Source organism: Nocardia sp. NPDC049190, from assembly GCF_040648115.1.
GTDB lineage: Bacteria > Actinomycetota > Actinomycetes > Mycobacteriales > Mycobacteriaceae > Nocardia.
This window is the reverse complement of sequence record NZ_JBEZDE010000001.1, coordinates 469,185-494,912: the sequence shown is the minus strand read 5'-3', so window position 1 is coordinate 494,912 and position 25,728 is coordinate 469,185. Positions and strand designations below refer to the sequence as shown.

Here is a 25,728-nt window from a genome sequence, read left to right as displayed (position 1 = left end):
CGCGTTCGAGCGGCCGACGCGTCCGCGACGAAGTCGCAAGCGGCGGTCGCTCGGACGCGAGCCAACAGGGGCCGCGAACCCGCAGCGCCGCAGGCGCTGCTAATTAGACACAGCCCCCGCGAATTGGGCGTTGTACAGGCGGTAGTAGGCCCCGCGCTCGTCGAGCAGGCGTTCGTGGGTGCCGTGTTCCACGATGCGGCCCGATTCCATGACGACGATCAGATCGGCGTCGCGGATGGTGGATAGGCGGTGGGCGATGACGAAGCTGGTCCGGTCACGGCGCAGTGCGGCGGTGGCGTGCTGCACCAGCAGTTCGGTGCGGGTGTCGACTGAGCTGGTCGCCTCGTCGAGGATGAGGATGGATGGTTTGGCCAGGAACGCTCGTGCGATGGTGATCAGCTGTTTCTCGCCCGCGCTGACGCCGGAGCCTTCTTCGTCGAGGATCGTGTCGTAGCCGTCGGGGAGCGCGTGCACGAAACGATCCACGTATGCGGCGCGCGCCGCGGCCAGGATGTCCTGTTCGCTCGCGTTCGGGTTGCCGTAGGCGATGTTCTCCCGGATGGTGCCGTGGAACAGCCAGGTGTCCTGCAACACCATGCCGATGCGGGCGCGCAGGTGGTCGCGCGTGATCTCGGTGATATCGACGCCGTCGATGGTGATGGTGCCCGCGTCGAGTTCGTAGAACCGCATGAGCAGATTCACCAACGTGGTTTTGCCCGCGCCGGTCGGGCCGACGATGGCGATCACATGGCCGGGCTCCGCCACCAGCGACAGCCGTTCGATCACGGGTTTGTCCGGTTCGTAGCGGAACGAGACGGCTTCGAATTCCACTCGGCCGCGATCCACCGGGCGAACAGGGGGCATCACCGGGTCCGGGCTCTGTTCCTCGGCGTCGAGGATCTCGAAGATCCGCTCGGCCGAGGCGACACCGGACTGCAACAGGTTGGCCATCGCGCCGAGTTGGGTCAGCGGCTGGCTGAACTGTCGGGAGTATTGGATGAACGCCTGTACGTCGCCGAGCGACAAGTTGCCTGTCGCCACCCGTAGGCCGCCGACCAGGGCGACCAGCACGAAATTCACGTTTCCGAGGAACATGATCGCGGGCATGATCAGGCCGGAGATGAACTGGGCCTTGAAGCTGGCCTGATACAGCTGCTCGTTGCGCTTGTCGAACTCTTCGCCGACCTCGTGGTTGCGGCCGAACGCGGCGACCACCTCATGCCCGGTGTACGCCTCCTCCACCTGGGCGTTGACCAGGCCGGTGTATTTCCACTGGTCGACGAAGTGCGGCTTGGAGCGTTTCGCGATCTGCGCGGTGATCAGGACCGCAGCCGGCACCGTGAGCAGCGCGATCACTGCCAGGATCGGCGAGATCCAGAACATCATGATCAGGATGCCGAGCACCGAGAACACCGAGGTGAGCAGCTGGCTCATGGTCTGCTGCAGGCTCTGCGAGATATTGTCCACGTCGTTGGTGACCCGGCTGAGCAAGTCACCGCGCGGCGCGGAATCGAAGTAGCGCAGCGGCAACTGGTGAATTTTGTCTTCGATGTCGCTGCGCAGCCGCTTCACCGTTCGGTTGATGACGATATTGAGCAGATAGCCCTGCAACCAGCCGAACATCGCGGCGCCCAGGTAGAGCGCGAGCACCAGTGTGAGCACCCGGCCGACCGCGCCGAAATCCACACCCGCGCCGGGGATGACGTTCATCGCCCCGAGCATGTCGGCAAAGGTGTTGTCGCCCTTGGCCCGCAATGCCTCGACGGCCTCGTCCTTGCTGATTCCCGCGGGCAGTTGCTTACCGACCACACCGTCGAAGACCAGATTGGTCGCCTTACCGAGGATGTACGGCCCGAGCGTGTTCAGTACCACCGAGATGATGACGAGCAGAATGATCAGCCCGACATAGAACCGCTCCGGAGCGAGCCTGCGCAGCAATCTGCGCAGTGAAGGGCCGAACGATTTGGCCTTCGTGCCCGGCGCACCCGGACCCGGCATACCTGGCCTCATCACACCTCCTGTGCCACGCGGGACACCCGCACCCGGTCGGCGCAGATGAGCGCTGCGCAATGATGGCTCATCACACCTCCTGTGCCATGCGGGACACCCGCACCCGGTCGGCGCAGATGAGCGCTGCGCAATGATGGCTCATCACACCTCCTCGGCACTCAACTGTGATTCGACGATTTCCAGGTACTCCGAGCAGTCCCGCATCAGCTGTTCGTGGGTGCCGACCCCTGCCATCACGCCGTCCTCCAGCACCACGATCTGATCGGCGTCGCGGATGGTCGTGATGCGCTGGGCGACGATGACCACCGAGGCCTGCACGGTGGCCGGCTTCAACGCCTCCCGCAACCTGGCGTCCGTCGCAACGTCCAGCGCGGAGAACGAGTCATCGAACAGGTAGACTCTCGGCTTCTTCACCAGTGCCCGCGCGATGGCCAGCCGCTGGCGCTGACCACCGGAAACGGTGGTTCCGCCCTGCGCTACCGGTTTCTCCAGGCCCTGCGGCATCTCCCGGACGAAATCGGCGGCCTGCGCGATCTCCAATGCCTGCCACAGCTCCTCGTCGGTGGCGTCCGGATTCCCGTAACGCAGGTTGCTCGCGATCGTCCCGGAGAACAGGTAGGCCTTCTGCGGAACGAGTCCGATCTGCGCGCGCAACAGCTCCAGGTCGATATGCCGTACGTCGGTGCCGCCGACGTACACCGCACCGTCGGTGACGTCCATCAACCGGGGAATGAGGTTGAGCAGCGTGGTCTTGCCCGCGCCGGTGGAGCCGACGATCGCGGTGGTGGTGCCGGGCCGCACCTCGAACCGGATGGCTTTCAGCACCGGCTTTTCCGCGCCGGGAAAACAGAATTCCGCGAACTGGAAGTCCACCGCGGCCGGGTCTTCGGTGAACGGCTGCGGCAGTCGTGGTGGGTGGACGGAGGATTCGGTGTCCAGCACCTCGCCGATCCGGTCCCCGGAGACCGCCGCGCGCGGCGCCATCATGGCCAGAAACGAGGCCATCATCACGGCCATCAGAATCTGCATGATGTAGGACAGCAGCGCGGTGAGCGAGCCGATCTGCATGTGACCCGCGTCGATCGCGCGCCCGCCGAACCAGATCACTCCGACGGCGGTGACATTGCTGATCAGCATGACTGTCGGGAACATCAGCGCGGTCAACCGGCCGACGCGCAACGCCGTCTCGGTGAGTTCGGAGTTGGCCACGCCGAAGCGCCAGGTCTCCTGCCGCTCCCGTACGAATGCCCGGACCACGCGAATACCGGTGATCTGCTCGCGCAGCACCCCGTTCACCCCGTCGATCCTGACCTGCATCTCGCGGAAGCGGGGCACCATCCGGGAGATGAGCAAACCCATGGTGATCCCGAGCGCGGGCACCGCGATCAGCAGCAGCCAGGACAGACCGAGAGACTCGCGCAGCGCCATGATGATGCCGCCGACGCACATGATCGGCGCCATCACCAGGATGGTCGCCGACATCACGATGAGCAGTTGAACCTGCTGGATATCGTTGGTGTTGCGGGTGATCAGCGACGGCGCGCCGAACATGCCCACTTCCCGCGCGGAGAACGTGCCGACCCGGTGCAGCACGGCGGCGCGCAGATCCCGTCCCGCGCCCATCGCCGCCTGCGCGCCGAGATAGACCGAACAGGCCGATGCGACGATCTGCACCCCGGTGACCGCGAGCATCCACAGACCGGTCGTCCAGATATAGCCGATGTCGCCCTTGGTGACGCCGTCGTCGATCAGATCCGCGTTCAGACTCGGCAGGTACAGCATCGCGATGACGGAAACCAGCTGAAGCGCAACGACCCCCGCCAATTGGGCGCGGTAGGGGTACAGATGCGTACGGAGCAGACTGATCAGCATGGTGATTCGCAGGCTACCGGCAAACGACGCACTCCGTCGTGGAGATTGCTGACCAGCATGAATACCCTTCCTGGCGCGGAGCTATCGGCGTGACCAGGCTCCAGGATCCTCGGTGAGCGCCTCGACGAATCCGGGGAGCCGATTCCGCGCGATATCGTCGATGGACACATTCTCCAGCACGGCGCGCAGATTCACCCGCACAGCGATCCACACCCGCTGCAGTGACTCGGCCGCGCCGGAGTAATGCACATCCTCGGGTCGTTCGCCGCGTACCGATGCGAGCGGCCCTTCGATCGCTCGGATCACGTCGGCGATGGAGATCTCGGTGGCGGGCCGGGCCAGCCAGTAGCCGCCGTCCGGACCGCGCCTGCTGATCACCAGTTCGGCCCGCCGTAGCTCGCCGAGCACGGACTCGAGCACCTTGGGCGGAATCCGCTGCGCGGTGGCGATCGCCTCTGCTTTGACGACCGGGGCCGCTTTGACGACCGGGGCCGCTTGTGCGACGGGTGCCGCGCGCCCGACCGTGGGCGGGTCCAGCCGTGGTGCGTGGGCGATCTCGAGCAGCGTCCGCACCGCGTAATCGACCTTCGCGCTGATATGCACAGCGACAACTCCCTGGCGTTGGCGGCGGTAGGTCGAATCTACGCGGTTCCACCCGCGGTGAGCACACAAGTCGCGGCGTCCAGCAGGGACGATTCGACCACCGAGTCGTCGGCGCCGGGCACCAGTTCCTTGGACACCAGCGCGACGCCGATCACCTCCAGTGCCGCGCAAGCCCGGAGCTGGGCGTCCTCGGTCGCGTTCGGCCCAGCCAGCCATTCGCGCAACACTCTGCTCGCTTCCATCAGATCCGGGTAGCGGTCGGCCATCGCGTTGATGATCGCGACCGTGTCGCGCACGACCAATGCTCCAGCGTCGCGGTGGTGGATCAGGCCGCGCAGATACGTCCGCAGTACCTGACGGATGTTGTCGGGATCGCGCGGCGCCTGGTCGAGATCGTCGACCACCGAGCGCATGTGATCGACGATCGGATCGATGATGGCGAGCAGCAGATCGAGCTTCGAAGCGTAGTGATAGTAGAGCGAGGCCTTTGTGATTCCCACCGCATCCGCGACCTCGCGCAGGCTCGTCTGTTCGAATCCTTTGGCTCCGAACAGCCGAACCGCAGCGTCGCGAATCGCAATTTTCGTGCCTCCACCTGCGGCAACAGTGCCGGGTGTGTCGCGGACAGCCATGGGATGATCCTCTCATCACTTCTCAGCCGAGTCAGCGTTGCCCTCAGAATTAGAGGTTGTACCTCCGCTTAGCTCCTGGGTAGTCTACCTACCGCACGGTAGGCAGAAGCGTCAGTGTGGAGGCGGGGCAGACAGGGCTCCCCGCGAGAGTGCTGTCTACACGCGAACCAGCACGTTCCCAGTCACCGCTAGGAGTAACCCCTCGTGTCCGTTTACCTCTATAGATGGGGAAAGTTCGCTTTCCGCCGGAAATGGATAGTCCTCCCCGCCTGGATCGTCTTGTTCGTGCTCCTCGGGGGCCTGGGCGCACAGCTCAGCAAACCGATGACCAACGACTTCAGCATGCCGAACCTGCCGTCCGCGCGGGCCACCGACATTCTGGACAAACACTTCCCCGGCGCCTCCGACGCGTTCAAATTCGACGCGGTCACCGGCACCTATGTCATTGCCGCGCCGGACGGGCAGAAGCTGACCGACCCGGCCAACCGGGTGGCGCTCGAAGCGTTCATCGCCAGGCTCGGCCAGCTCGACATCGTCGACCACAGCAAACCGATCATGAACCCGATCGACGCGGCCGAGAAGATGGGCTGCCTGGCCGCTCCCGACCCGACCAAGTGCAGTGGCGCGCCACTGAACGTGCTCAGCAAGACCGAACCGGACGCGGTAGCGGTGATGAACGTCCCGTTCACGATCGCGAAGTTCACCGACGTGACCGACCAGAATCGGGACGCGGCATACGAGGTGGCCGCCGACGCGCGCAATGCCGGACTCACCGTCGAGATGAGCGGCTCGATCGCGATGAAGCAGGAGATGCCGAGCGGCAAGTCCGAGATGATCGGCATGGCCGTCGCGCTGGTCGTGATGGTCGCGGCATTCGGCGCCATCGTCGCCGCGTTCGTGCCGATCGTCACCGCGATCGTCGGCCTCGGCGCGGCCACCTCGCTGATCATGCTCGGCACCTCGGTGATCGAGATCCCCAGCTTCACGACCTTCCTCGCTTCGATGATCGGCATCGCGCTGTCCATCGACTACGCACTGTTCATCGTGTCCAGATACAAACACGAACTCGCCGTCCAGGATTCGCCCGAAGAAGCAGCGGGCACCGCACTCGGCACGGCCGGCTCGGCCGTGGTATTCGCCGGCCTGACCGTCATTATCGCGCTGGCCGGCCTGAGCATCGTCGGTGTTCAGTTCATGACATTCATGGGTCTGGGTGGCGCGATCGCCGCAGGCTTCGCGGTACTCACCGCGATCACCCTGATGCCTGCCCTGCTCGGCGCCTTCGGGCGTTTCCTGTTCAAGCCGAAGCTGCCGCTGATCGCGCAACACGACCCGGAGGACGACAACTCGGTCACCAACGGCATGCGCTTCGGCCGACTGATCGGCAAGGCCCCGTGGGCCGCGCTGATCCTGAGCGTCGTGGTACTCGGCGCGCTCGCCGCACCGGCGGCCGGGCTGAACCTCGGCCTGCCCGGTGATGACAGCATGCCCAAGACCTCCACCATCCGTAAGGCCTACGAGCTGCGCACCGCGGGCTTCGGCGAAGGCAGCAACGGCGTGCTGAACGTGGCCGTCGACCTGACCGACGTACCCACCGAGAACCGGCAGGCGGCGGTCACGGCGCTACGCGACAAGCTCGCCGCCTACCCCGGCATGGACTACGTGACCGAGCCGCAGTGGAGCAAAGACGGGCAGGGCGCGCTGCTGGACGGCGTGCCGAAGTCGGGCCCGAACAACCAGGCCACCAAGGACTTGGTGCAGGACGCCCGTGCTGCCGAGGACCAGCTGAAAGCCGAGTACGGCGTCGAGTACGGCATCACCGGAACCACGGCGATCTTCGCCGATGTGGACCACGTGCTACTCGGCAAGATCGTGCCCTACCTGGCCATTGTGGCGGGCGCCGCGTTCGTGCTGCTGATCCTGGTGTTCCGCTCGATCCTCGTGCCGCTCACCGCGGCGCTCGGATTCCTGCTGTCCATGGCGGCGACCTTCGGCGCGACCGTGCTGATCTTCCAGCAGGGCAAACTCGGCCTGATCGAGGACCCGCATCCGCTGATCAGCTTCCTGCCGATCATGCTCATCGGCCTCGTCTTCGGCCTCGCCATGGACTACCAGGTGTTCCTGGTGACCCGAATGCGGGAGGAGTACGTCAACGGTAAGTCGCCCAGAGAGGCGGTAGTGGCCGGTTACCACCACGGCGCCCGCGTGGTGACCGCGGCGGCGGTCATCATGATCTCGGTGTTCGGCTCCTTCCTGCTGGAAACCGACGTGACCGCCAAGTCGTTCGGCTTCGCGCTGGCCGCGGGTGTGCTGTTCGACGCGTTCATCGTCCGGATGGTGTTGATCCCGTCACTGCTGGTGCTGATGGGCAAGTGGTCCTGGTGGATGCCGACCTGGCTCGATCGGATCCTGCCCGATATCGACGTCGAAGGCACGAAACTGCGTGCACTACAGCAGCGTTCGACAGACGACACGAAGGTGCCGGTCGGCGTCAGCTGATCCGGCCACTACCGTTCGGCCCCGCATCCGAGTCCGGCGATTTCTAGGGGTCGTCGCAACACTGCTGGTGTTAGGCGGTGAGTAGATCACGCAGGCGCTCGGCTGGGGTATCCCAGCCGAGCGTTTTGCGTGGACGGCCGTTGAGTTTCTGGGCGACGTGGGCTGACCTGATCCGCTGTCCTGCCCGGTCCGGATGCCGGGCGGGGCGGGGGAGTGATCGCGACTGTCGTTCGGTCACCGGCTGGGCTGTGGAAGCTCGCAGTCACCGACTTTCGGATTCATCCCCAGGTAGTTGAAGGGGCCGGCGAGCGCTGTCAGACCGATCGTGCCCCAGCCTGCGCAATCGATGACCGGGCCGCTGTCGAAATAATGCCGCTGGGCGGCCGCGAGTAGCCCCACGGCCAGCCAGACCATCAGCAGGAGCCCGGCCACTCGGCTTCCCGTGCCACGCGTGGATCGCTGTCGAATGTCGCGGTCGCGCATCGCATCGCTTCCTTCCGTGCTCCCCGTGAGCTGGGTACCCGGATCCCGATGAACTACCCTCGCACTCCTGATAGAGCGGTAGTGCACCACAGTTGCCGAGTTCTAGGATCGGCCCGTATGTACTGCGGCGCGTGCCGATCCTCTTACCGGACAGCGCGGTGCCGATTCCCCGACTCGGAGCCGCGCCGAACGTGACGCGGGGACGGCCGAGCGGAATCCGCTCGGCCGTCGGTGTCACTGTGCTGAACTACGGACTTGGTTGTGGCACATTGCAATCCTCGATCTTCGGGTTCACGCCCATGTAGTTGAGCGGTCCCGCGATGACGGTGACGGCAATGGTCCCGAAACCGGCACAGTTGATCGGGCCGCTGTCGAAGTAGTGCCGCTGTCCCGCGGCGACCACGCCGATCAGCAGCCAAACCAAAACGATTACACTTCCGATTCTCATGTTTCTCTCGCGCATCGTTCCTGCGCGGACTGTTCGACGGCGCATTCTGGCATCGCGTCCTTTCCGCACTCCTATATCCGGCGGATACCCCGGATTCGGCCGAATATCCGTCGGTCGACCGGCATTTTTTCGAACCGCACCGACCACGCGGTTCGGATGTTCGGACGCGACAGCACAGCGCTACAGATCGACCTAGCTCCTGGTACCTTCCGGAGGTATGGCATCTGTAATGCAGTGGTGGATCCCGGGTTGGGTGATCCTCCTCGTGCTGGTGGCGGTCTACGAACTGACCGTGAACAAGCGCCGCAGACGCCGCCGCACCCCCATCTCGGGCACCTTCACCGACGAGTTCACCGCACTGTTCCACAGCGGCAAGCGCATGGAACTCGACCACCGCGAATCGATTTCCATGCTGCGTGACGAGCGGGACCAGGGCGCGCCGCCGCTGGTCGGTGTCGACCTGGACCGCCACACCGTCGTCCTCCGCAAGGATGAAGACCGTTAGCGATTCTCGCTGCCTTCCTGTGCAGCTGGAGGCGCCGGTCGATGCCTGAATGTCGTCGCTCACGCTTTCCCCTGAGCGCAGTCGAATGATGGTCATCAGGAGGGCGGAACAGCAGCCATAACACTGCGCTCAGCGAGCAGCCGCGATGTCGGCGCTACAACGTATCCGGAGGAGGTAGGGAGGTTCGCGCGCACGCTCGTGGTGCCTACCCGGCGGGACGCGGTAACACGATCTATCGCAGGGTGCGGACGAAAAAGTCCCTCACTTGGAAAGTGAGGGACTGTGGCGGTGGCGGAGGGATTTGAACCCTCGGAGGGGGGTTACCCCTCACACGCTTTCGAGGCGTGCTCCTTAGGCCGCTCGGACACGCCACCGCCGACAACCATACCGGACTGCCAACGGATCGCTAAATCGGCTTGTGAGCTGGGGCAAGGGTGACGACTGGGCGCCCAGCGGATCGGTGCCATACCTTTCCGGCGACCGACGGTCAGCGCTGCGCACGGAAGAACGTGTCGAGCAGCGCGACGCACTCCGCTTCCAGCACTCCGCCGCGCACCTCGGGCCGGTGGTTGAGACGGCGATCACGCACCACATCCCACAGCGAACCGACGGCGCCGGTCTTCGGCTCCCACGCGCCGAACACCAACCGGCCGACCCTGGCCAACACCAGCGCACCCGCACACATGGTGCACGGCTCGAGCGTCACGGCAAGAGTGGTGCCCGCCAACCGCCAGCCGTCGCCGAGCACTTCCGCGGCACGGCGCAGCGCCAGGATCTCCGCGTGCGCCGTCGGGTCGCCGAGTGCCTCGCGCGCATTGGCGGCACGCGCAAGTTCCTTTCCTGTCGAATCGAAGACAACCGCGCCGACAGGTACGTCACGGTCCCCAGCCGCAGTCGCTGCGTCGAGGGCGACGCGCACCAGGTCGGCGTCCGAGGGGATGGACAGGTCCGAGAGATCTCCCACGTCAGCGGGGCAGCTTGTCCAGCACCGCGGAGAGTTCGTCGGCGAAACCGAGTCGCTGAGCGATCATGTTGAGCTGCTCGTCCGGGTAGAGATCGGTCTCGGCCAGGATGACACTCAACACGGGTTCGGGCAGGCCGAGATCGGCGAGTACACCGAGGTCGCCCTCCTCCCACGGCTCGACTTCGTCCAGCTCGTCCGGGTCGATGTCGGGGATTTCCACATTCAAGGCGTCGAGGACATCCGCGGCAATGTCGTAATCGATCGCGGCGGTCGCGTCCGACACCAGCATCCGGGTACCACTCGGCGCGGGCCGTAGCACGATGAAGAACTCGTCATCGATGTCCAGCAATCCGAACACAGCTCCCGAGCTGCGCAATGCCTTCAGTTCGTTTTCTGCTGCGGACAAATCGGTCAGCGCGGCTTGGCTCAGCGGACTGCATTGCCATTTTCCGTCTTCGCGGACAACCGCTACTGCGAACCCATCTACGTCGTCGTAATCATCCGACGCCGCCCTGTTCGTGCCCGAGCGCTGTGCTGCCATGGCCGCAACGGTAGTCTGCTCGAGCTGAAATGTTGAAGTCGTATGCAAATCTGTTCTTGTGACTTCCGCAAAGAAAGCGCCCGTGTGCGTCCTCGGGACGGGTCTGATCGGTGGTTCGCTGGTGCGCGCGGCCGTCACCGCGGGATATGACAGTTGGGGATACAACCGATCGGCGGCGGGCGCCGAAGCCGCGCGCACCGACGGATTCGACGTCTCCGAGGACCTGCCCGCCGTCTTGCGCCGGGCCGCGGACGCCGACGCGCTGATCGTTGTCGCGGTGCCGATGCCCGCGGTGGACCACATCCTCTCCTCGATTGTGACCTTCGCCTCGCAGTGCGCGCTGACCGACGTGGTCAGCGTGAAAGCCCCGGTCCGCGCGGCCGTACACGCACACGGACTTGCTTCGAGATATGTCGGCGGCCATCCGATGGCGGGTACCGCGGAATCCGGATGGGGTGCCGCCGATCCCGACCTGTTCCGGGACGCGGTGTGGGCAGTCGGCGTGGACGAGGGAACCCATGCCGACCCGTGGGCTCGAGTGGCGCGACTCGCACTGGACTGCGGCTCCGTGGTGCTGCCCGTAGTGGCCGACGAGCACGATCGCGCCGTGGCCCGCGTCTCACACCTTCCGCACGTACTCGCGGAGGCGCTGGCACTGGCGGGTGGCATCGGCGGCGACCTCGCATTCGGCCTTGCCGCCGGATCGTTCCGCGACGGCACCCGCGTCGCGGGCACCGCACCGGATCTCGTCCGTGCGATCTGCGAACCGAACTCCGCCGCGCTGTTGGACGTGCTGGAGGAGACGCTCGCCGTTCTCGGCGCGGCACGCGACAGCCTGCGGGTCGACAACTCCCTCGCCGAACTCGTCGAAGCGGGGTACGACGCCAGGCTTCGCTACGAATCGGCGCAGCGCTGGGAAATCACCGATGTGCGTCCCGGCGACCATGATTGGCTGGAAACCCTGCGTGCGGCCGGACAGCGTGGTGGAGTTCTCACCCACCTGAACTGAACCCGGCGGTCGAAGCAGGCCTGGTCGGCTCGCGCAACAGCCACGACTACCGGCGGCAACGGCCACCGACAGCTGGCGAGCTCAGATCCGTTCGGCGAGGCCCGGATAGTCGAGGACGAAACCGTCGGCGTCGACCGTGACGGTAGCGCTGGAAACCGGGGACAGCACGCTGATGCCCTCGGGCGCGCTGCTATAGACCAGCGTGGCCTCCTGCACGAGCAGATCGGGCAGGCGGACGTAGACCACGGGGACCTGTACGGCCTCGGCCGCGTGCTGCAAGTCGTAGCGGCGAATCGGCAAGGTGTTGAAGAACGGGCTGAGCACCACATCCACGTCGAGGGAGCCCCCGAAAGTGGAGCGGATATGGTTGCCGCCGGCGTCGACGAGCCAGTAGTTCTCCTCGTCCCGTGCGATCGACGCTTGGCGCTCGCCAGCGGCTGTCGCGGTGCGCAAGGAGAGCCGCTTCGTCCTACCGTTCTCGTCGGTGACCAAGTCATAGGAGGCGCTGAACGCGGGATGATCGGCGCCGGCGCCCCCGATCATTCGCCCGGAGGCGCGAATGCGGTTGCCATTGAGTGTCACCCGCACCGACTCCATCCGCGACGCGTCGTGGGCGCGCCACGTGAGGATTGCCGGCCACCGGGAGGATGCCTGCTTGCTCTGGGCGGGGCTCTCGGGGTCGGAGGCTGGGGTCGTCACGTATCTACCGTAAGCGACACCCAGCCGTAACCCGCACACCACCGAGCCGCATCACGCCAGCGACGCGCGCCAGGCCGCGTGCAGGCTCGCGAACCTGCCGGTACCGGCGATCAGCCGGTCCGGTGCGCCGTCCTCGACGATCCGTCCGGCCTCGAGCACGAGTACCCGGTGCGCGATCGCCACCGTGGACAACCGGTGCGCGATGATCACGGCGGTGCGCCCGCGCAACACCGTCTCCAGCGCCCGCTGCACCAGCCGTTCACCGGGGATGTCCAGGCTCGAGGTGGCTTCGTCCAGCACGATCACCGCGGGATCGGCCAGGAAAACCCTGGCGAAGGCGACCAGCTGCCGCTGGCCGGCCGAGAGCCGGCCGCCACGCTTGCGGACATCGGTGGCGAAGCCCTCCGGAAGAGTTCGCACGAAGTCGTACAGACCGACCGCGCGGGCCGCGGCGAACACCTCCGCGTCGGTGGCGTCCGGCCGGCCGAGCCGGATGTTGTCGGCCACCGACCCGGAAAACAGGTAGGACTCCTGGGTAACCATGACGATATTGCGCCGCAGATCGGTGTCCGACAGATCGCGCAGATCGACCCCGTCGAGGGTGACCGCGCCGCCGGACGGGTCGTAGAACCTGGTCAGCAGCTTGGCCAGCGTCGACTTCCCCGCGCCGGTCGCACCGACCAGCGCGATCACCTGTCCGGCGGGGATGTCCAGCGTCAGTTCCGACAGCACCGGACGCGGGTCGCCGCCGCCCGACGCCGCGGAGTCGGCGGATCGCACCGGGGCGACATTGTGCGTGGCGGCGACATCCTGTGCGGAACGCCGCGCTACTTCGGTACCGGGATCGGCGGACCGGGCGCCGTAACCGAACCACACCTTGTCCAGCCGAACCGAGCCCGATGCCGTGCGCATGACCACCGGCGCCGCGGGCTCCGGCACCGACGGCTTCTCCTCCAGCACACCGGAGATCTTCTCCAGCGCCGCCGCCGCGGACTGGTAGGAATTGAACACCTGCGCCAACTCATCCAGCGGGCCGTAGAACTCGCTGAGATACAGCAGGTAGGCCGCGAGCACGCCGACCGCGAGATCGCCCTCGATCACCCGCCACGCCCCGACCATGATGACGATCACCGTGGTCAGATTGCCGAGCAGCTTGGTCAGACCGGCATAGTCCCCCATACCGCGCATGGCCGCGGTGGTCGCCAGGCGGTATTCGGCGTCCTCGACGGCAAGCACCGACTCGTTGCGCTGCTCCCGGCGGAATGCCTGCACCGCCCGTATGCCGCCCATCGACTCGACGAACTGCACGATCACTCTCGCGATCGCGCCACGCGTGCGGCGGTAACCCGCACGCTGTCTGCGCTGCGCCCAGCGGGTGACCAGCGCCAGCGGGACAAAACCGCCCAGCACGATCGCGGCGAGCGTCGCGTCCAGGTAGATCAGCAGCGCCGCGATGGTCAGCACCGAAAGGATCGCACTCAATGCCTGGTTGAGCGCGCCCTCCAGCAATTCCTGCAGTGTCTCGATGTCACCGGTGAGCCGGGCGACCACCTTGCCGGAGGTGTACTTCTCGTGGAAGGCCACGCTCAACCGCTGCATATGCGTGAACGAGCGCACCCGCAGGTCGAACAGCACACTCTGGCTGATCCGGCCCGATACCCGCAGGAAGAAGAACGTGGTGAGCACACCGAGCAGGACCGAGCCGAGGTAACCGGCCACGGTGGCGACGAGCGGGAGCCAGTTCCCCTCGGCGCCTTGCGCGATGCCGGTGTCCAGCCCACGTGCGACGAACAGCGGCGCGGCCACCATCGCCGCGTTGTCGACCACGATGAGCACCAGGGCGACACCGACCAGCGTGCGGTAGGGCCGGACCACCTCGAGCAGCAGCCGCCGGGATCGACCGGCCAGCACCAGGTTTCCGGTCTCGGTGACCTCCTTGTCCTCGCTCGCGATACCGCGCCAGTCGGCCTTCAGGTCTTGATTTGCCGAATCATCCTGTGACACAGCATCTTTCATAATCGTTGAGTCGGTGCTCATTTCTCACCCCCCATCAGTTCCCGGTATCTGCCGCTGGTCCGCAGCAGATCGTCGTGTGTTCCCTCCGCGACGATCCGACCGTCGGCGAGCACGACCACCCGATCGGCGAGCGCCGCGGTGGACGGGCGGTGCGCGACGAGTAGCGTCGTCGCGTCGGCCAGCACGGTGCGCAACCGCTCCTGCACCCGTTCCTCGGTCTGCACGTCGAGCGCGGACAACGGGTCGTCGAGCACCATGATCCGGCTTCGTTCGCCGGCGCCGCCGAGCACCGCACGGGCCAGTGCGAGCCGCTGACGCTGCCCACCGGACAGACTCATGCCTTGTTCACCGATCCTGGTATCCAGCCCCCAGGGCAGGTCGTCCACGAACCCGGTGGCCTGGGCGACCTCCAGCGCGCGGCGCACGTCGGCATCGGAGGCGTCCGCAGCGCCGAGCGCGACGTTCTCGCGCACACTCGCCGAGAACAGCACCGGCTCTTCGAACGCCACCGACACCAGCGAGCGCAGATCGGCCACGCGCATCGCGGCGATGTCGACCCCGTCGATGGTGATCACGCCACCGGTCACGTCATACAGGCGCGGGATCAGGTTGAGCAGCGCGGTCTTGCCGCTGCCCGTCGCGCCGACCAGCGCGACCGTCTCGCCGGGCCGCACCTGTAGCGACACATCGTGCAGCACATCGCTTTCAGCGTCGGGGAAGGCGAAACGAACACCGTGCAAACGCAACTCACCGTCGATCCGGTCCGGCAGGTCCACGGGATCGGCCGGGTCGGTGATGTCGACCGGGGTATCCATGATCTCCCAGTACCGATCTGCCGCTGTGCGCGCGTCGTTCAGCTCCGCGAGCAGGTAGCCGGTCCAGATGATCGGCCACTGCAGAAAGGTCGTCAGCGTAATGCCCGCGACCAGGGTGCCGAGCGTCATCGTGGTATGCACCACCGCGTAACCGCCATAACCGAGCGCGAACACGATGGCCAGCTGCGGCAGGCTCACCATGGCCGACCAGAGCGTCGCGTTGTAGCGCACCTTCAGCAACTCGGTCTGCCGCAGCTCACGCGACTGGGCGGTGAATCGGCCGCCGAAGAACACACCGCGACCGAATGCCTTGAGTACCCGCACCCCCTGCGCCGACTCCTCGGCCGTGGTGGCCAGGTCACCGGACTGGTCCTGCGAGCGCCGCGAGGCCACCGAGTACTGCCGCTCGAACCGAACGCAGATGTACACCAGTGGAATCGACACGATCGCGAACATCAGGCCGATCTGCCAGTTCAGCGCGAACAGCACGGACAGGCCGACCGGGATGATCACCATGTGGATCAGCAGGAACGGTCCGGCGAACGAGACGAACCGACGCAGGGTGGCCAGGTCGTCCACCGCGCGCGACAACAGTTGACCCGACTCCCACGCGTCGTGCCTGCCGATCGCCAGCGACTGCAGCTTACGAAAGATTTCGGCGCGCATGGTGATCTCGAACCGGGTGGCCGGCGCGGAGACCAGCCAGCGACGCCCCCACACGCCGACCGCCTCCAGCATGCCGAGCACCAGCACGCCCGCCACCGGCGCGAGCGAGGCGGTGAAGTCCCGCTCGGCGATGGGGCCGTCGATGATCCTGGCCAAAATCAGCGGAATCACGATGGCCGTCAGCGTCGCAAGGGTAGCGAGGCCACTCGCGGCGAGCAGCGCGGTGCGATACGGACGCAGGTACGGCCAGAATCGGCGCAGCGAATGTAGTCGGCCCGGCGCGGCAGCGGGCCGCTCCGGGCGGTCGGCCTCCGGTTCGGCCGACGAGAGGTCCAGCGCGACGGACAAAGCTCCCCCTCGGATCTCGTGGATCGCGGTGTCGGAAGTCGAAACGCTCGATGATGTTCGCATCGAGGTACGACGTTCCAGCGTCGCATCGCGTCCCGGATCGGCCAACCGATTTTCCGTTCGGCCACACCCGTCGCACACCGCATCCTCGCTGCACGACGCGGGATCGCGGCAGAGAACGGCGCTCATCGGTCCAGCCAACAACCTCGAGCCAGCTCGAGGTCAAGACGTACACTCGGTGTCCATGCTGATCGTCGCCGGATATCTGCGCGTCACCGATCGTGACCGCTACCTCGAGAACTGTCGCGACGTCGTCGCACTCGCCCGCGCCACCGAAGGCTGCCTAGACTTCGCGCTCGGCGCCGACCTGGTCGAAACCGATCGGGTGAACATCTACGAGCGCTGGGCGACCCGCGACGCGGTGGAGCGCTTCCGTGGCGCCGGCACTTCCGCCGACCTCGACGCCCAGATCGTGGGCGCCGACGTCCGGGAATTCGAGTACGCCACCGACATCCGGCTCTAGCCGGTGACCGCGCGCTCCGAATCCCACTCCAGCGGTGCGTCCGGAAACGCCTGCTGCTGATACCCGCCGCGCAACGTGCCTTCCAGATAGGCCGCACGACAGGCTCGGCGAGCGATCTTGCCGCTGGAGGTGCGCGGGATCGAGCCCGCGGGGACCAGCAGCACATCGCGCACCAGGACGCCGTGCCGCCGTGCGATGGCGGCGCGCACACTGTCGGCGACCGGCTGGGGTTCGAGCTTCCCGGCGCCGGAGTTGCGCTCCGCGACGATCACCAGCTGCTCGGAGGTGTCGTCGGCGTCGAAAGTGAGGCCGGAGTGGTTGTCCTGATCGAAGACCAGTGCGGGCAATTCGTTCGCGGGCGCCGAGAACGCCGCGACGAAGCCAGGACGCAGCGCCGGACTCGATTCCTGTGCGGAGAACTCCAGATCCTGAGGGTAGTGGTTGCGGCCGTCCACGATCACCAGATCCTTGACCCGGCCCGTGATGTACAACTCGCCATCGAGGTACGCACCGTAGTCACCGGTGCGCATCCAGTGGGCATCCGGCTCGGTGCCTTGGGCATGGCTGCCTTCCGGCAGGCGCGCGGCCAACTCGGCGCGGAAGGTCGCCGCCGTCTCCTCGGGGCGGCCCCAGTAACCGATGCCCATGTTCTCGCCGTGCAGCCAGATCTCGCCGACCTCGCCATCACGCCGCTCGGTGCCGTGGTCCGGGTCGACGATCACCGCCCACTGCGACAGCGCGACGAACCCACACGAGACCTGGGCGATGGCATTCGCCGTCTCCCGCGCGACCTCGACCATGCGCCCGGCGTTCAACTCGGCACGATCCACATATACGACCTTCGCCGTATCCGCGGCTTTGGTCGCCGACACGAACAGCGTCGCCTCGGCCATGCCGTAACAGGGTTTGATCGCCGTCTCCGGTAGACCGTACGGCGCGAATGCCTCGTTGAACTTCGTCATCGACGACACCGACACCGGCTCACTGCCGTTGACCAGGCCGATGACGTTGGACAGATCCAGCTCCTCGCCCGGCTTCGGCTTGCCCCGCACCGCAGCATGCTCGAAGGCGAAATTCGGCGCGGCGGCGAAGGTCCCGGCACCGTCGGAAGCGGCGGAGAGTTCCTTGATCCAACGGTAGGGACGGCGCACGAACGCGCTCGGCGACATGATCGTGATGAATCGGCCCGCGATGGTCGGCAGGATCACGCACAGCAGGCCCATATCGTGGAACAGTGGCAGCCAGGTGACGCCACGCGAGTCCTCCGTGACGCCGATGGCGTCGATCATCTGCAGCAGGTTCGTGCCGACCGCGCGGTGGGTGATCTCCACACCTGCGGGCGTGCGCGTCGACCCCGACGTGTACTGCAGGTACGCGACACTGTCGATATTGATATCCGGCCACACCCAGGACCCGCCGACGCTGTCCGGGATCGCCTCCACCGCGATGATGCGCGGACGTTGCTGCGGCGGAAGCTCCCGGAAGAGATTCCGTACCCCCCGCGCCGCAGACCCCACCGTGAGGATCGCCGCGGGTGCGCAGTCGCCGAGCACGGCGTGCAACCGGTCGGTGTGCCCTTGCTCGTCGGGATCGAACAGCGGTACCGCGATATTGCCCGCGTAGACCGCGGCGAAGATCGAGACGACGTAGTCGAGCCCCTGCGGCGCGAGGATCGCCACCCGGTCTCCTGGCCGTGTCACCTGCTGCAACCGGGCCGCCACCGCGCGCAAGCGGACGCCGAACTGGCGCCAGGTGAGGTCGTGGTACTCACCGTCGCGTTCGCGGGAGTAGTCGATATAGCGGTAGGCGAGTTCGTCGCCGTTCTTCGCGCAGTGCTTGTCGACGAAGTCGATCAGGGTCTTGTCACCGCGAATCTTGATATTGCCCTGATCGTCCAGATAGTCGTCGAAGGTCTCGTCGATCATCGCCTTATCCTTTTCCAGCGCACCGGCACTCAGGCCGTGCAATGACACCGAACACAGGTCGATAACGAAGCGTCGGGAAGGCTAGCAGGTGTCCCGGGCACCCAGCGCTCAATATCGGCCGAACGTGAGTGCGACGTTGTGCCCACCGAAGCCGAAGGAATTGTTCACGGCGTAATCGATCCGGCCAGGGCGGGATCGGCCGCGCACAATGTCCAAGTCGATGTCCGGGTCCTGGTTGTCCAGGTTCAGCGTCGGTGGCACGATCGCGTCGCGCACGCTGAGCACGGTGATCACCGATTCGAGCGCACCGACCGCGCCGATCGAATGGCCCAGCGCCGACTTGGGCGCGTAGACCGACGCGTGCGTGCCGACAGCCTTGGCGATCGCGCGCGCCTCGGCGGTATCGCCGATCGGGGTGGCGGTCGCGTGCGCGTTGATATGCGTGATGTCCTTCTGGCCGAGTCCCGCGGTCTGCAGCGCCCGCGTTATCGCACGGGCCGCCCCGGCGCCGTCCGGATCGGGTGCGACGAGGTGGAACCCGTCGGAGGTGACGCCGGCACCGAGCAGCCGGGCGTGGATGGTCGCGCCGCGGGCTTTGGCGTGCTCCTCGGTCTCGATCACCATCATTGCGCCCGCCTCGCCGAACACGAACCCATCGCGATCGACGTCGAATGGGCGCGAGGCGCACTTCGGTGCGTCGTTGCGCATACTCATGGCACGCATCATGGTGAACGCCGCGATCGCGATCGCCTGGATCGAACCCTCGACACCACCGGCGACGACCATGTCGGCATCACCCATGACGATCATCTTCCACGCGTTCGCGATCGCTTCCGCCCCCGACGAGCACGCCGAGACCGGCGTCGCGGCGCCGGCTTGCGCGCCGAGTTCGACCGCCACGCACGCCGAGGCGCCGTTGGGCATGACGGCCTGGACAGTGAACGGCGAAACCTTGCGATAACCACCGTTACTCAACTTGTCCCGCGCGTGGATGATCGCCTCGGCGCCGCCGAGACCGGTGCCGATGGACACCCCGAGGCGCTGCTTGTCCACCTCCGGGCTGCCCGCGTTGCGCCAGACCTCGCGACCGAGCACCGTGGCCATCTGCTCCACATAGGCCAGGCCGCGCGCCTCGGTTCTGGACAGCAAATCCGCAGGGGCGACCTTCAGGTGTCCGCCGATCCGCACCGGCAGCTCGAATTGATCGATGAAGTCGTCATCGAGCACATCGATGCCGCTTTCGCCATTGAGCAGGCCCTTCCAGGTGGAGTCCACATCGCTCGCGATAGATGTCGTCGCGGCGAGGCTGGTGACAACGACCGCGGGAAAGCTCCCGTTCTCGGTGGAAGGAATCCGCATCTTTCGCTCACTTTCCCTAGCGTCGCTCTGGAAACTTTGTCGAGCAAAATGGCAATTCGCGAGCGCGCCACCAGGATCGTGCAACGGCCCGCGCGGACGGCACTGGAGCGCAGGAGAATCGACCTACCAGCCTGTCATCATGGCCGCGCGTGTGATCGGCCCTGTGCATTATCGGGAAGGGCTCGCCGATCGCAGTGCGTGACACGCGGACCGTACCAGGTGCGGGGCAATCGGTCGGGCAGTTCACCGATCGCCCCAGGACCACTCGAGTAACCTCGGACCACTCGAGTAACCTGCTCACCGGGCACGGGCGCAAGGTTGACGGCGTCTCGTCCTGGACACGAGGAAGGACGATCGGTGACGGGCGCGCGGATGGTTGGGCTGTTCGCCGGGATAGGCGGACTCGAGCTCGGCCTCGGTGAGCACGGCTGGCAGACCGAACTGCTGTGCGAGATCGAGCCCGGCGCCCGGGGCGTGCTGGCGGCCCGCTTCCCGGATGTTCCACTGCATTCCGACATCACCCGGCTGCGCGCCATCCCGGCGGGGACGGAACTGGTCGCGGCGGGGTTCCCGTGCCAGGACCTGTCGCAGGCCGGACGCACCGCGGGCATTACCGGCACGCGGTCCGGCCTGGTCGACGAGGTATTCCGGTTGGTGCGCCGACAACGCGGACCGCGCTGGCTGCTGATCGAAAACGTTCCGTTCATGCTGCAACTCGCCCGCGGGGCGGCGATGCGGCACATCACCCACGCACTCGAGGAACTCGGCTACACCTGGGCCTACCGGGTGGTGGACGCGCGCGCATTCGGCCTGCCGCAGCGCCGCCAGCGGGTGCTCATGCTGGCCTCGCGCACCGAGGACCCGCGCCAGGTGCTGTTCGGCGACGACGCCGGTCCCCGTGCCGTCGGCGACCCAGAACACGATCCGTGCGGCTTCTACTGGACCGAGGGGGTGCGTGGCCTCGGCTGGGCGGTGAACGCGGTGCCCACGCTGAAGGGCGGTTCGGCGCTCGGCATCGCCAGTCCGCCCGCGGTACGGCTGCCCTCCGGCGAGATCGTCACGCCGGGCATCGTCGACGCCGAACGACTGCAGGGTTTCGCCGCGGACTGGACCGTTCCCGCCACCGAGGTGCCCGGCGTCCGCAAAGGGCATCGCTGGAAACTGGTCGGCAACGCGGTGAGTGTGCGGATGGCGGGCTGGGTCGGGTCGCGGCTGGCCGCACCGCTGGACCCGATTCCCGGCGATCAGCCGCTGGCGGCGGGCACGCCGTGGCCGGTCGCCGCGTGGGGGCGCGGCGGTGTCGCCTACCGAGTTCCGGTATCCACATGGCCGGTGCACCAGCCCTACGAAGATCTGACCCACTTCTTATCCGACGCGCGACTGCTCTCGGCCCGCGCGACCGCCGGATTCCTGCGCCGAACCAGCATGGGCACCCTACGTTTCCCGCCGGGCTTCCTCGCCGATGTGGAATGCCACCTCGACCGGATGGGCGGCTGGGCGGCGTGAGCGACCGGCCGGGCACGGACGCGGCCACCAGCGCTCGGATGGCACGCCAGCGGCGCGCCGGGACCGACCCGGAGCTCGCGCTGCGCCGCGAGCTGCACCGCCGTGGGCTGCGCTATTTCGTCGATCGCGCGCCGCTGCGCGGGCAACGCCGCCGAGCCGACCTGGTGTTCCCGCGCCGACGCGTCGCGGTCTACGTGGACGGCTGCTTCTGGCACCGCTGTCCGCAGCACGCGACCGATCCGAAGAACAATGCCGAATGGTGGGCCGCCAAACTGGCGGGCAATGTGGCTAGAGATCGCGCCACCGACGCGGCACTGACCGCGGCGGGCTGGCAGGTGGTCCGGGTGTGGGAGCACGAGGACGTCATCGCCGCCGCCGACCGCGTCCAGGCGGCACTGCGGTCGCCCTAGCGGCGATGCCGGACGCGCACGAGCGAGCGCGGGGCATGGGTGGCCAGATAGCCGGACACCACCATCACCGTCAGCACAGCGATTCCGGCGGCAGCGGTCGCGAAGCCGAGCATAAGGACCTCCTCGAATGTCATCTTCCCCTACAGAGTGTTCGGCGAACCTGACAAGACCCTGTGTGTCGAGTGTCGATGACGTTTGCGAAATGTAGACGGGTCGAAGCTCGGCGGTGCGCGACGAGCAGCAGAATGGGGTCGTGACCGATAGCCCGAAGATCGCCGAGCGGCGAGCGCGACTTGCGTCGGTAGTGCTCGCTACCGCGATCGCGATCACGGGGCTCTGCTATTCGTCCTGGCTGCTGGCCTATGTGCTGAAAATCGACGTCGACTCGGTCAATTCCTTCCTCAGCCAGCTCGACGCGGAGGGCAAACCGTACCGGCAGGTGTTCTCCATTGCCGACACGATCGTCGGGGCGACCCTGATGCCCGCCGCGGTCACGGGACTGCTGCTTTTCCCTCGCCGCCGATTCACCACGGTCGGCTGGGTAGCGTTGTTCTGCTTCGGCGCGGCGACCATCGCCGACGTAGTGGTGCCGTTGCGCGAATGCACTCCCGGCGACAGCGCCTGCGGTGGGCCGAGCGAATTGTTTCCCCAGCTGCATCAGCCGCACGCGCTATCGAGCACCGTGGCGGTGACGTCGATCGCGGTCGCCACCTTCGCGTTCAGCCTGGCCGCGTTCCGCTACCACCGGTGGCGGATCCTGCGTGAGTTCGGTCTGGTCGTCCTGGTGGTCGGGTCGGCGGCGACGGTGTGGATGCTGGTCGCCGACAACCTTTCCGGCAACTACGCCCTCGGGATCGCCCAGCGCATCCAGGTGGGGGCGATGTCGCTATGGCTGCTCACGCTGGCCGCCGCCGTCGTTCTGGAGGGCAAGGACTGGACCGACCCGACTTGATCTCCCCGACCCGCGGCCGCGGGACACGTTCCCGTCCACGCGGGCCCATGCGATGCTGACGCCATGAGCGATCGCGTGACCATCTCCTCGGCTTCGGAGTTCGAAGACATCGTCGGCTACTCGCGGGCAGTGCGACTCGGCAATGTCATCGCGGTCAGCGGCACCACGGCCTCGGCTCCCGGCGGCACCGCCGTCGGCGGCGACGACATCGGCGCGCAGACGAGGGAAACGCTGCGCCGCATCGGCTCCGCACTGAACGAGGCAGGTGCGAGTCTGGCCGATGTCGTGCGTACCCGCATCTTCGTCACCGACATTTCGCGATGGCCCGAAGTGGCCGAAGCGCACGCCGAGGTATTCGGTGCGATCCGACCCGCCACGGCCATGTACGAGATCAGCGCCCTGATCACCCCGGCCTTGCTGGTGGAGATCGAAGCCGACGCGATCGTCGCCGACTAACGCCGTACCCAAAATTCCGTCGCATCACTACTCGGCCCCAAGCTTCCGTCGAAAATAGTCGAATTGTGGTCGCCCACGGCGAATTCGATCGCCATATCACTACGCTCGGCGAGTTGCCGAAGGCAGATGGAGCTTTCGGTAGTGGCAGGTGCCTGGGTTTGCCGGTCTGCTTTCGGCCCGTCGCTACGGTGTCTGGGGTTGCGTCGCTAGGGTCGGGGTCGTGACTGCCGATGCCTCGCAGAACCCCGTCCAGCTCGACACGATCGCCGAGGCAACCACACGCCTGCTCGGCACCATCCGCAGCCTCGACGAGCACGCCGGCGCCGGCCCCTCTTTGCTACCCGGTTGGACCCGCGGTCACGTGCTCGCCCACTTGGCACGCAATGCCGACGGCTTGGTGAACCTGCTGCTGTGGGCACACACCGGCGTAGAAATCCCGCAGTACGCCAGCGCTTTCCTGCGCGACCACGATATCGAGGCGGGCGCACCGCGTCCCCTGACCGAACAACTAGCCGACAACGAGACCGCCGCGAACCGCTGGCTCGGCCTGGCGCGCAGCCTCACCGACGACGCTTGGCAGGCTCGGGTACGCACCCGCCAGGGCCGCCCGATCCCAGCCGTCGAGGTGCGCTGGATGCGTCTGCAGGAGGTGGAGATCCACCACGTCGACCTGAACACGGGCTACCAGCCATCGGACTGGCCCGCCGCTTTCGTCGCCCGCCTCCTCCCCCAGGCGGCCGCCGACCTGAACCGCCGGATCGCCGAGTTCCCCCTCGAGCCGTTCGCCTTGCACGCCACCGACACCGACTACGCCATCATCATCGGCGCCACCCCCACGACCCACACCATCACCGGCCCCGCCGCGTCCCTCGCCGCCTGGCTGATCGGCCGCAGTGCGGGCGCCGACCTGACCGGCGACCTGCCTCCCCTTCCCGCGTGGAAGTGAAGCCGCGAACTCCTTCTATGCGAGAAGACCCTTCCACTGTCAGCGAAGGCTGTTTATGAAGAACGAGTGCCGTGGGTGACCAGGCCAAGCAGTGGACTCAACCAACTGTGTGCGATCAGTGCCCGCATTCCATCGCGGAACACACGGTTTGGGAACCGGACGAGGCATGCGGGGGTTGGATGCACTGTCGCGCGGCGGACTGCACCGACTGCTGGCATGACTGGCCACAACTCAGCTGCCTGTGGCGACCTGCTCGGGAATCTGTCCGGAGTTTCGCAGGACTACAGCACGTGGGCTGGGCAGGGCGCCGGCGGATTCGTTGAGGGTGGTGCGAGGTAAGTCGGTACGGATTTCGGCGTGCCCGGCAACGGGCATGGACTCCTTGTCGAGTGACGTTGTCGTCGAATGGTGTCGTCCTCAGAGATGCGAAGAGGCCCCTTCGCTACGAGTGAAGGGGCCTTCTACCTGAGTGCGCCCGAAGGGATTCGAACCCCTAACCTTCTGATCCGTAGTCAGATGCTCTATCCGTTGAGCTACGGGCGCATGTAATTATTCAGTTGTACCGGTTACCCGGGTGTGGCGGAGGCGAGAGGATTTGAACCTCCGGTCCCGGTGAAGGGACAACTCATTAGCAGTGAGTCCCATTCGGCCGCTCTGGCACGCCTCCTGGAGCCTTCTCTTCGAGGGCACCGGTCCTTTCGAACCACCGAGCAGAAAGGTTACAGCAGCCACCGTCCAGATCACAAAACGACTGGTCAGCGCAGGTTACTGTCGAACCAGTCGAATATTCTGGTCTGCGAATCCGCCAGATCGATGTCGTCGGCTTCGGGGGTGTCGGCGCGGTGGTACAAACCCGGATAGGTAACGACCAGGCTCGCCACCGCCGCGCGGGCGGTCGCGTCGCGCAGCTGGTCGACCTGAGCCGGCGGGGTGGCCGGGTCGTCGGCGCCGAACAGGCCCAGCCACGGCGCCTGCAGGTCCGGGGCCGCGGACACCAAGGCGTCGGCCTGCTCGGTGAGCGGCTCGACAATGCCCTGCGCCGCGACACTCACTGCCGCCCCGATCGGCCGGTTGGTGGCGACCAGGAAGGCGGCGGTACCCGCGGAATCGAAGCCGAGCACGCCGATGGTGTCCGGGAATACGCCATGCTGGGTGAGCCAGTCGAAACAGGCATCGAAGTCGTTGAACAGCTGATCGCCGAAAACGCCGGCTTCCGGTTCGCCGTTCGCGCGATGGAAGAGGTTGGGTGCGATCACGGTCCAGCCCTCGGTGGCCAGCGCGTTCATCAGGTTGCGCACGGCGCCGGTGAACTGCCGGGACTCGTGCAGCACCACGATCCCGCCACGAGCGTTCCCCTCGGGCTCTACCACGGTGATGGGCACCTGCGCATGGGCGGTCGGCCGCTCGTCTTCCAAGTCGTCTGCCCGCAGCGGGGCCATATCGTCGTAGGTGCCCGACATGAAACCAGCGTAGGGCGAGTTGCTGGTCTTCGGTAGAAATTGCAGGTGGGCGCTCATCATCAGGAGAATTTCCGGTACGCC

The 25,728-nt window shown here is 66.5% G+C and carries 26 protein-coding genes and 3 tRNA genes; 9 read left to right on the top strand and 20 right to left on the bottom strand.

Going from position 1 to position 25,728, the window contains the following annotated elements; genetic code table 11:
* Positions 1-99 precede the first annotated feature (99 nt).
* The 4 genes from AB0B25_RS01960 to AB0B25_RS01945 all read right to left on the bottom strand — a co-directional run bounded on the left by AB0B25_RS01960 (position 100) and on the right by AB0B25_RS01945 (position 5,117).
* Positions 100-2,010 carry an ABC transporter ATP-binding protein gene (locus AB0B25_RS01960; RefSeq protein ID WP_357173209.1) on the bottom strand — a complete coding sequence of 637 codons (1,911 nt, stop codon included), beginning with the start codon at positions 2,008-2,010 and terminating at the stop codon, positions 100-102.
* 141 nt (positions 2,011-2,151) lie between these two features.
* Positions 2,152-3,882 carry an ABC transporter ATP-binding protein gene (locus AB0B25_RS01955; RefSeq protein WP_357173207.1) on the bottom strand — a complete coding sequence of 577 codons (1,731 nt, stop codon included), beginning with the start codon at positions 3,880-3,882 and terminating at the stop codon, positions 2,152-2,154.
* Between the two features lie 81 nt (positions 3,883-3,963).
* Positions 3,964-4,485, bottom strand: coding sequence for an Rrf2 family transcriptional regulator (locus tag AB0B25_RS01950; RefSeq protein ID WP_357173204.1), 522 nt, complete (start codon positions 4,483-4,485; stop codon positions 3,964-3,966).
* 38 nt (positions 4,486-4,523) lie between these two features.
* Positions 4,524-5,117, bottom strand: coding sequence for a TetR/AcrR family transcriptional regulator (locus tag AB0B25_RS01945; protein WP_357173202.1), 594 nt, complete (start codon positions 5,115-5,117; stop codon positions 4,524-4,526).
* 204 nt (positions 5,118-5,321) lie between these two features.
* Here AB0B25_RS01945 and AB0B25_RS01940 point away from each other — a divergent pair, with 204 nt between their 5' ends.
* Positions 5,322-7,616 carry an MMPL family transporter gene (locus AB0B25_RS01940; protein WP_357173200.1) on the top strand — a complete coding sequence of 765 codons (2,295 nt, stop codon included), beginning with the start codon at positions 5,322-5,324 and terminating at the stop codon, positions 7,614-7,616.
* Positions 7,617-7,686: 70 nt separating this feature from the next.
* Here AB0B25_RS01940 and AB0B25_RS01935 read toward each other — a convergent pair whose 3' ends face one another.
* The 3 genes from AB0B25_RS01935 to AB0B25_RS01925 all read right to left on the bottom strand — a co-directional run bounded on the left by AB0B25_RS01935 (position 7,687) and on the right by AB0B25_RS01925 (position 8,547).
* Positions 7,687-7,854: a hypothetical protein gene (locus AB0B25_RS01935; RefSeq protein WP_357173313.1), complete on the bottom strand. Its 168-nt coding sequence runs from the start codon at positions 7,852-7,854 to the stop codon at positions 7,687-7,689.
* Positions 7,851-8,099, bottom strand: a complete 249-nt coding sequence (locus AB0B25_RS01930; RefSeq protein ID WP_357173197.1) for a hypothetical protein — start codon at positions 8,097-8,099, stop codon at positions 7,851-7,853. Before AB0B25_RS01930 ends, AB0B25_RS01935 begins: the two co-directional genes overlap by 4 nt.
* Positions 8,100-8,346: 247 nt before the next feature.
* Positions 8,347-8,547, bottom strand: a complete 201-nt coding sequence (locus tag AB0B25_RS01925; RefSeq protein ID WP_357173193.1) for a hypothetical protein — start codon at positions 8,545-8,547, stop codon at positions 8,347-8,349.
* A 217-nt stretch (positions 8,548-8,764) separates the two neighbouring features.
* Between AB0B25_RS01925 and AB0B25_RS01920 the strand changes: the two genes are divergently transcribed.
* A complete protein-coding gene (locus tag AB0B25_RS01920) occupies positions 8,765-9,052 on the top strand; it encodes a DUF6191 domain-containing protein (protein ID WP_357173191.1) in 288 nt (95 codons plus the stop codon).
* Between the two features lie 283 nt (positions 9,053-9,335).
* Here AB0B25_RS01920 and AB0B25_RS01915 read toward each other — a convergent pair.
* From AB0B25_RS01915 to AB0B25_RS01905, 3 genes are all read right to left on the bottom strand, one after another.
* Positions 9,336-9,426, bottom strand: a tRNA-Ser gene (locus AB0B25_RS01915).
* Positions 9,427-9,539: 113 nt separating this feature from the next.
* Positions 9,540-9,992, bottom strand: a complete 453-nt coding sequence (locus tag AB0B25_RS01910) for a nucleoside deaminase (RefSeq protein WP_357173311.1) — start codon at positions 9,990-9,992, stop codon at positions 9,540-9,542.
* A 25-nt stretch (positions 9,993-10,017) separates the two neighbouring features.
* The gene (locus AB0B25_RS01905; protein ID WP_357068605.1) at positions 10,018-10,557 is read right to left on the bottom strand and encodes a tRNA adenosine deaminase-associated protein; all 540 of its coding nucleotides are present in this window, start codon (positions 10,555-10,557) and stop codon (positions 10,018-10,020) included.
* A 58-nt stretch (positions 10,558-10,615) separates the two neighbouring features.
* On the opposite strand from AB0B25_RS01905, the gene AB0B25_RS01900 reads away from it, so the two are divergent.
* Positions 10,616-11,566 (top strand): prephenate dehydrogenase, encoded by a 951-nt coding sequence (locus tag AB0B25_RS01900; protein ID WP_357173188.1) that lies wholly within the window; start codon positions 10,616-10,618, stop codon positions 11,564-11,566.
* A gap of 81 nt (positions 11,567-11,647) precedes the next feature.
* Here the strand turns inward: AB0B25_RS01900 and AB0B25_RS01895 are convergent, their stop codons facing one another.
* Genes AB0B25_RS01895 through AB0B25_RS01885 form a run of 3 tightly spaced genes read right to left on the bottom strand, consistent with a single transcriptional unit; the run spans position 11,648 to position 16,110 of the window.
* Entirely contained in the window at positions 11,648-12,265 is a 618-nt protein-coding gene (locus AB0B25_RS01895; RefSeq protein ID WP_357173185.1) for a putative glycolipid-binding domain-containing protein, read from the bottom strand.
* 51 nt (positions 12,266-12,316) lie between these two features.
* Positions 12,317-14,281, bottom strand: coding sequence for an ABC transporter ATP-binding protein (locus AB0B25_RS01890; protein ID WP_357173309.1), 1,965 nt, complete (start codon positions 14,279-14,281; stop codon positions 12,317-12,319).
* A 17-nt stretch (positions 14,282-14,298) separates the two neighbouring features.
* Positions 14,299-16,110, bottom strand: a complete 1,812-nt coding sequence (locus AB0B25_RS01885) for an ABC transporter ATP-binding protein (RefSeq protein ID WP_357173306.1) — start codon at positions 16,108-16,110, stop codon at positions 14,299-14,301.
* 244 nt (positions 16,111-16,354) lie between these two features.
* On the opposite strand from AB0B25_RS01885, the gene AB0B25_RS01880 reads away from it, so the two are divergent.
* Complete coding sequence (locus AB0B25_RS01880) at positions 16,355-16,633, top strand: antibiotic biosynthesis monooxygenase family protein (RefSeq protein WP_357173182.1); 279 nt, start codon at positions 16,355-16,357, stop codon at positions 16,631-16,633.
* Here the strand turns inward: AB0B25_RS01880 and fadD32 are convergent.
* Together fadD32 and AB0B25_RS01870 are read right to left on the bottom strand one after the other, a co-directional pair.
* Positions 16,630-18,555, bottom strand: a complete 1,926-nt coding sequence (fadD32, locus tag AB0B25_RS01875) for a long-chain-fatty-acid--AMP ligase FadD32 (RefSeq protein WP_357173304.1) — start codon at positions 18,553-18,555, stop codon at positions 16,630-16,632. The two genes, AB0B25_RS01880 and fadD32, sit on opposite strands and share 4 nt — an antisense overlap.
* 111 nt (positions 18,556-18,666) lie before the next feature.
* On the bottom strand, positions 18,667-19,917 hold the full coding sequence (locus AB0B25_RS01870) for a KasA/KasB family beta-ketoacyl-ACP synthase (protein WP_357173179.1): 1,251 nt from the start codon (positions 19,915-19,917) through the stop codon (positions 18,667-18,669).
* Positions 19,918-20,289: 372 nt separating this feature from the next.
* Between AB0B25_RS01870 and dcm the strand changes: the two genes are divergently transcribed.
* A complete protein-coding gene (dcm, locus tag AB0B25_RS01865) occupies positions 20,290-21,423 on the top strand; it encodes a DNA (cytosine-5-)-methyltransferase (protein WP_357173301.1) in 1,134 nt (377 codons plus the stop codon).
* Positions 21,420-21,833 (top strand): very short patch repair endonuclease, encoded by a 414-nt coding sequence (locus AB0B25_RS01860; protein ID WP_357173176.1) that lies wholly within the window; start codon positions 21,420-21,422, stop codon positions 21,831-21,833. Before dcm ends, AB0B25_RS01860 begins: the two co-directional genes overlap by 4 nt.
* Here AB0B25_RS01860 and AB0B25_RS01855 read toward each other — a convergent pair.
* Complete coding sequence (locus AB0B25_RS01855) at positions 21,830-21,967, bottom strand: hypothetical protein (RefSeq protein ID WP_357173173.1); 138 nt, start codon at positions 21,965-21,967, stop codon at positions 21,830-21,832. The genes AB0B25_RS01860 and AB0B25_RS01855 overlap by 4 nt on opposite strands.
* A 119-nt stretch (positions 21,968-22,086) precedes the next feature.
* Here AB0B25_RS01855 and AB0B25_RS01850 point away from each other — a divergent pair, with 119 nt between their 5' ends.
* The 3 genes from AB0B25_RS01850 to AB0B25_RS01840 all read left to right on the top strand — a co-directional run bounded on the left by AB0B25_RS01850 (position 22,087) and on the right by AB0B25_RS01840 (position 24,187).
* The gene (locus AB0B25_RS01850; RefSeq protein WP_357173170.1) at positions 22,087-22,785 is read left to right on the top strand and encodes a DUF998 domain-containing protein; all 699 of its coding nucleotides are present in this window, start codon (positions 22,087-22,089) and stop codon (positions 22,783-22,785) included.
* Positions 22,786-22,848: 63 nt separating this feature from the next.
* Positions 22,849-23,241, top strand: coding sequence for a RidA family protein (locus AB0B25_RS01845; protein ID WP_357173167.1), 393 nt, complete (start codon positions 22,849-22,851; stop codon positions 23,239-23,241).
* A gap of 220 nt (positions 23,242-23,461) precedes the next feature.
* A complete protein-coding gene (locus AB0B25_RS01840) occupies positions 23,462-24,187 on the top strand; it encodes a maleylpyruvate isomerase family mycothiol-dependent enzyme (RefSeq protein ID WP_357173165.1) in 726 nt (241 codons plus the stop codon).
* 231 nt (positions 24,188-24,418) lie between these two features.
* On the opposite strand, the gene AB0B25_RS01835 is transcribed toward AB0B25_RS01840, so the two are convergent.
* The 4 genes from AB0B25_RS01835 to AB0B25_RS01820 form a co-directional block, all read right to left on the bottom strand.
* The gene (locus AB0B25_RS01835; protein WP_357173163.1) at positions 24,419-24,562 is read right to left on the bottom strand and encodes a hypothetical protein; all 144 of its coding nucleotides are present in this window, start codon (positions 24,560-24,562) and stop codon (positions 24,419-24,421) included.
* A 95-nt stretch (positions 24,563-24,657) separates the two neighbouring features.
* A tRNA-Arg gene (locus AB0B25_RS01830) sits at positions 24,658-24,730 on the bottom strand.
* A gap of 34 nt (positions 24,731-24,764) precedes the next feature.
* Positions 24,765-24,854 (bottom strand) — tRNA-Ser (locus AB0B25_RS01825).
* Between the two features lie 88 nt (positions 24,855-24,942).
* Complete coding sequence (locus AB0B25_RS01820; RefSeq protein ID WP_357173160.1) at positions 24,943-25,647, bottom strand: dienelactone hydrolase family protein; 705 nt, start codon at positions 25,645-25,647, stop codon at positions 24,943-24,945.
* Positions 25,648-25,728 lie beyond the last annotated feature (81 nt).

Bases quoted from the DNA above. Each gene is read 5' to 3' on its own strand.
- AB0B25_RS01960 (WP_357173209.1), bottom strand. From the start codon at position 2,010: ATGAGGCCAGGTATGCCGGGTCCGGGTGCGCCGGGCACGAAGGCCAAA.
- AB0B25_RS01955 (WP_357173207.1), bottom strand. From the start codon at position 3,882: ATGCTGATCAGTCTGCTCCGTACGCATCTGTACCCCTACCGCGCCCAA.
- AB0B25_RS01945 (WP_357173202.1), bottom strand. From the start codon at position 5,117: ATGGCTGTCCGCGACACACCCGGCACTGTTGCCGCAGGTGGAGGCACG.
- AB0B25_RS01930 (WP_357173197.1), bottom strand. From the start codon at position 8,099: ATGCGCGACCGCGACATTCGACAGCGATCCACGCGTGGCACGGGAAGC.
- AB0B25_RS01925 (WP_357173193.1), bottom strand. From the start codon at position 8,547: ATGAGAATCGGAAGTGTAATCGTTTTGGTTTGGCTGCTGATCGGCGTG.
- AB0B25_RS01920 (WP_357173191.1), top strand. From the start codon at position 8,765: ATGGCATCTGTAATGCAGTGGTGGATCCCGGGTTGGGTGATCCTCCTC.
- AB0B25_RS01905 (WP_357068605.1), bottom strand. From the start codon at position 10,557: ATGGCAGCACAGCGCTCGGGCACGAACAGGGCGGCGTCGGATGATTAC.
- AB0B25_RS01890 (WP_357173309.1), bottom strand. From the start codon at position 14,281: ATGAAAGATGCTGTGTCACAGGATGATTCGGCAAATCAAGACCTGAAG.
- AB0B25_RS01880 (WP_357173182.1), top strand. From the start codon at position 16,355: ATGCTGATCGTCGCCGGATATCTGCGCGTCACCGATCGTGACCGCTAC.
- AB0B25_RS01870 (WP_357173179.1), bottom strand. From the start codon at position 19,917: ATGCGGATTCCTTCCACCGAGAACGGGAGCTTTCCCGCGGTCGTTGTC.
- dcm (WP_357173301.1), top strand. From the start codon at position 20,290: ATGGTTGGGCTGTTCGCCGGGATAGGCGGACTCGAGCTCGGCCTCGGT.
- AB0B25_RS01855 (WP_357173173.1), bottom strand. From the start codon at position 21,967: ATGACATTCGAGGAGGTCCTTATGCTCGGCTTCGCGACCGCTGCCGCC.
- AB0B25_RS01845 (WP_357173167.1), top strand. From the start codon at position 22,849: ATGAGCGATCGCGTGACCATCTCCTCGGCTTCGGAGTTCGAAGACATC.
- AB0B25_RS01835 (WP_357173163.1), bottom strand. From the start codon at position 24,562: ATGCCCGTTGCCGGGCACGCCGAAATCCGTACCGACTTACCTCGCACC.
- AB0B25_RS01820 (WP_357173160.1), bottom strand. From the start codon at position 25,647: ATGTCGGGCACCTACGACGATATGGCCCCGCTGCGGGCAGACGACTTG.